Source organism: Pseudoalteromonas sp. SWN166 (assembly GCF_015864485.1).
GTDB lineage: Bacteria > Pseudomonadota > Gammaproteobacteria > Enterobacterales > Alteromonadaceae > Pseudoalteromonas.
The window spans coordinates 1-3,573 of record NZ_JADYXB010000075.1 but is presented as its reverse complement, the minus strand read 5'-3'; the positions used below and the strand labels follow the sequence as shown (position 1 = coordinate 3,573).

Below are 3,573 nucleotides of genomic sequence, written 5' to 3'. Positions count from 1 at the left end.
GCAGTACGAGACTGCGCTGAAAGCACTGACATGATCGGGCTGCTCAAATTCTGGCGCGAGGCGCTGATCGTGGTGCTCCTGCTGGCGCTGGCCGGGCAGCAGGTGAGGGTGGCCGGCGAGAAGTCGGCGCATCAGAAGACGAAGGCCGACAACGCCGAGGTGCTGCGCGTGTTGGCCGACAAGACACTGAAGGCGTACCAGGCGGTGGTCGCCGAGGACGATGCGCGCAAGGCGGCCGTGGCCGCTCTGGACGAGAAACACACGAAGGAACTGAACCATGAAAAGCGCAAGCTGGAAACTCTGCAGTCTGATGTGCGCGCTGGCCGTGTCGGGCTGCGGATCAATGCCAAGTGCCCCGCCCCAACCGGAACTGGTGTGCCCCAAGCCCCCGGCGCCACCAGCGTGGTTGATGCAGGCGGCCCCCGACTTACTGACGCCGCTGAACGGGATTATTTCAGTCTCCGAGCCGGGATTGAAACTGCCCGCCAGCAAATAGCGGGGCTGCAGGATTACGTCAGGGGTGTTTGCCTGAAGTGATCAGGTTCAGGTCGTCCCTGCGCCACCCACTCTGCGTATAGTGCACGAAGTTTGGGGTGGCGCAGTGCCCTTCTCCAGAACGATCTCTAGGCGAGGACGAACACCTTGTCACCGCGAATCTCAACCACAGGGTGTGGGTACTGCTTGCGAAAAGCCACACGACGTTGATGCGAGTTCATACCTTCCTCCGACGCTTCGGCAGCGGGCACCACGCCTGCCAGAACGGATCACCGTGGTAGTCGCCGTATACCGCCACGCCGCCCGCGCCGAGCAGTTGGACCTTGGCGCCGCGAGGGCACGTGGTCATGTCCTCGTTCCAGAACACGTCGGTGGCGACGGCCACGGTCTGGTCGGCGTTGAGCTTGTGGGCCGGTTGTTCTGCTGTTTCGGTCATAGCGTGTTGCTTTCGTGCAGTTCTCGTTTTGCCGCGAGGTAGGCGGCCGATGCGGCTTCAGGTGTTGGGAAGCACCCCAGATACTTTCGGGCGCCTCTGGCTGCGATGCGCGCCATGTAGGGGTTGGGCAAACCCGGACGAGGCATCTTGAACACACCTATCGGTAAGTCTTCCTTCTTCCCGCGCATGAGCGCCCTGCGATTTTCAGCGTTGCCCATCGGGCAAACGACACGAAGGTTGTCCAATCGGTTGTCATATTTGTCGCCGTTCCGGTGGTCGATAATCCCGTTGGGCCAGTGACCATGTGTGTAGAACCATGCGACACGATGACTCCAGTATGTTTTGCCGTCGATGCGGATGTTGGTGTAGCGCAGTGTTGAGCACCCTGCAGGGCGACCGGCATGCTGCGTGTTCCAACTGCGCCATCGTCTTTCATCGCCGTCGAAATCTTCGAGGCCACGGGGGTGCCACGTGAACACGCCATTATCCGGGTCGTAGTGCNTCCAACTGCGCCATCGTCTTTCATCGCCGTCGAAATCTTCGAGGCCACGGGGGTGCCACGTGAACACGCCATTATCCGGGTCGTAGTGCAACACCTGTCTCAACCGCGCCAGTGAAATCCGTTTCATGGATTAACCTCGTAAATCAGTAGGTTATAGTTGCGCGCAAGAGACACAAGATGGTCGTTTCCCCCTGCACACACCAATGCGTCTGAGTGGAAAACAAGTGTGTAGTTCCGCGCCCGCTCCCGGGTTTCCACCGGCTGCATCGGGCAGATCGGGTAGACATCGACGGGCAGGCGGCTGCCGCGCGGCGGGTGGGACAGGCCGTTCGTCACGAAGCTGGTCGGGGTGATCCCGGCCATCAGTTCGGCATCGGCCAGGTGGTCGGCGGTTACGGGGCCGTGGAGGATCACTCGCATACGCGATACCTCACGATGTCGCCAGGGCGGCCGGTGTGACCCCAGTCAAAAGTTTGACCCTCACCGCGCGTCTGTCTACCCGAACGGGGCTGGAGGGCAACGACGACACCGGAAGCTACGGGACACGCACCGCCGGCCCAGTCGATCCACTCCGGCACACGCCCCACACCCTGCACCCCCTGGATCAGCCGCAGCACGCCGTCGATGTCGGGACCGCGCGCGGTGTACTCGGCGGTGCCCACTTGGAATTGGACTTCGTAGGTCATGGCTTGACCACCTTGTAGGCGACGATGTTCCGGTTGCGCAACTCGCCTGCGGTCCAGTCGGATTCCGGGGTCGTGTACGCTTTGTTGTCCCGTTCGGACCGGAACAACCAGCCCGCCATTGGTGTGTTAGGTGGCAGCTCGCGCGGGTGGCCTTCCACCCAGTCGCCTGAATCGTCGGGATACCAGGGGGTGGTGTCGGCCTTCGGCTCCATCATGAGGGCCGCCCACTTGACGAAGAACTCGCCAATCACCTTGATCTTGTCGTCGCCGCACTGCGCGCCGAAGAACTCTTGGTTCTGCTGTACCAGGCCCATCGCGGCGTTGAGGTCGCTGGTCGCTTGGAGCCAGAGGTTTTCGTAGATGGGCGGCTCGGGGTCTTTGCGCAAACCCATGTCCTGCGCAAATTTTTCGTTCTGCTCTGCGAACCCAGCCAAATCGCCCTCCGGCGCTTGCCCAGTAAGCGCTCGCAGCTCTTCTTTCAGGAGCGCGTCGAGGTGGACCTGCAGCGCGGTGCGGGTGGACTCGGGGAGCCCCGGGCCCATTACGGGCGGGCGAAGCTGGTTGGTGGTGCATTCGATGGCGGTACGGATGCGCGCGGTCAGTTGGTCGAGGTTCACATGGTGCTTTCTCCGACTCTTCGCCGGGGTTTGGTGTTTTGTTCGGAACGAGCCCACCTGTTGAACCCATCCATGTCGATCAGCAAGCGCCCATCCGGCGCCCGCACGTACTCGCGGCCCTCGACCCACACGCCGTCTTCGATCTTGCGGGCCAAGGCCTTCTCAGAATAGCCAGTCTCCTGGCAGAACAGGGGGATGCGTTTTAGCATGGTGCCCCCTTGACGTGCGGAACGCCGCGTGCTGTGGTCAGCGAGGCGATCAGCGCGTCGAACGACGCACCAGCAGGCGCTGGGTTGATCTCCAGCAGTTCCGTCGCCATGTCCTGCTGGGCCGCCTTCCACACCTTGCGCGCCACTTCCTTCGCTGCCGGGTTCAGCGCCACGCGCGCCGGGTTGCTGGTCCACCAGGATTCGAATCGTTTGTCGTTCATGGCATTGCCTTTCCAATTTCGGCGGCGGCGTGGGTTATGGCCCAGCGAGTGGCGGCGTGGGGGTCTGGAGTTATGTCGTACTCACGGTAACCAAAGTCGCCCTTGATACCGATACCCACCGCGTTGTCAAAGACCGTCACCGACATGCGCAACTTCACCGCCAGAAGCAGGGCATCGCCATCGTTGACGAGGGGGTTCCAGTAGCTCGTGATCGCACCCCGGCGAGAACCCAGTTCTAAGCACACACCGACTTCTTTATCCACCACGGTGTAGTTACAGAAATTCGGGTTCCGCAGGTTGTGCATGGCCTTCGCAGCCAGCTCCAACATTTCGTCTTCGCTCATCGCACACCTCCCCGCAACCGCGACTCGCGCACCCACCCGTCACGGCAGGCTGTGTCGCACCAC

General features: G+C 62.0%; 8 protein-coding genes. 1 reads left to right on the top strand and 7 read right to left on the bottom strand.

The features are described from left to right. Positions 1-537, top strand: a 537-nt coding sequence (locus I6F49_RS20015; RefSeq protein WP_231615159.1) for a lysis protein, incomplete at its 5' end; no start/stop codon positions are given. A 175-nt stretch (positions 538-712) separates the two neighbouring features. On the opposite strand, the gene I6F49_RS20010 is transcribed toward I6F49_RS20015, so the two are convergent. From I6F49_RS20010 to I6F49_RS19980, 7 genes are all read right to left on the bottom strand, one after another. Then, the gene (locus I6F49_RS20010) at positions 713-931 is read right to left on the bottom strand and encodes a hypothetical protein (protein ID WP_114488317.1); all 219 of its coding nucleotides are present in this window, start codon (positions 929-931) and stop codon (positions 713-715) included. Beyond that, positions 928-1,560: an HNH endonuclease signature motif containing protein gene (locus tag I6F49_RS20005; protein WP_197181730.1), complete on the bottom strand. Its 633-nt coding sequence runs from the start codon at positions 1,558-1,560 to the stop codon at positions 928-930. The genes I6F49_RS20010 and I6F49_RS20005 overlap by 4 nt, the downstream gene beginning before the upstream one ends. Continuing rightward, positions 1,557-1,853, bottom strand: coding sequence for a hypothetical protein (locus I6F49_RS20000; RefSeq protein ID WP_114488319.1), 297 nt, complete (start codon positions 1,851-1,853; stop codon positions 1,557-1,559). The genes I6F49_RS20005 and I6F49_RS20000 overlap by 4 nt, the downstream gene beginning before the upstream one ends. 262 nt (positions 1,854-2,115) lie before the next feature. Next, positions 2,116-2,736, bottom strand: coding sequence for a hypothetical protein (locus tag I6F49_RS19995; RefSeq protein WP_114488321.1), 621 nt, complete (start codon positions 2,734-2,736; stop codon positions 2,116-2,118). After that, complete coding sequence (locus I6F49_RS19990) at positions 2,733-2,945, bottom strand: excisionase (RefSeq protein ID WP_114488322.1); 213 nt, start codon at positions 2,943-2,945, stop codon at positions 2,733-2,735. The genes I6F49_RS19995 and I6F49_RS19990 overlap by 4 nt, the downstream gene beginning before the upstream one ends. Next, positions 2,939-3,166: a hypothetical protein gene (locus tag I6F49_RS19985; RefSeq protein ID WP_114488323.1), complete on the bottom strand. Its 228-nt coding sequence runs from the start codon at positions 3,164-3,166 to the stop codon at positions 2,939-2,941. Before I6F49_RS19985 ends, I6F49_RS19990 begins: the two co-directional genes overlap by 7 nt. Further along, complete coding sequence (locus I6F49_RS19980) at positions 3,163-3,510, bottom strand: hypothetical protein (protein ID WP_114488324.1); 348 nt, start codon at positions 3,508-3,510, stop codon at positions 3,163-3,165. Before I6F49_RS19980 ends, I6F49_RS19985 begins: the two co-directional genes overlap by 4 nt. Between the last annotated feature and the right edge of the window lie 63 nt (positions 3,511-3,573).

What these genes read in the sequence shown, in the direction of transcription:
- I6F49_RS19980 (WP_114488324.1), bottom strand. Translation starts at nt 3,510, where the DNA reads ATGAGCGAAGACGAAATGTTGGAGCTGGCTGCGAAGGCCATGCACAAC.
- I6F49_RS20000 (WP_114488319.1), bottom strand. Translation starts at nt 1,853, where the DNA reads ATGCGAGTGATCCTCCACGGCCCCGTAACCGCCGACCACCTGGCCGAT.
- I6F49_RS19990 (WP_114488322.1), bottom strand. Translation starts at nt 2,945, where the DNA reads ATGCTAAAACGCATCCCCCTGTTCTGCCAGGAGACTGGCTATTCTGAG.
- I6F49_RS20010 (WP_114488317.1), bottom strand. Translation starts at nt 931, where the DNA reads ATGACCGAAACAGCAGAACAACCGGCCCACAAGCTCAACGCCGACCAG.
- I6F49_RS19985 (WP_114488323.1), bottom strand. Translation starts at nt 3,166, where the DNA reads ATGAACGACAAACGATTCGAATCCTGGTGGACCAGCAACCCGGCGCGC.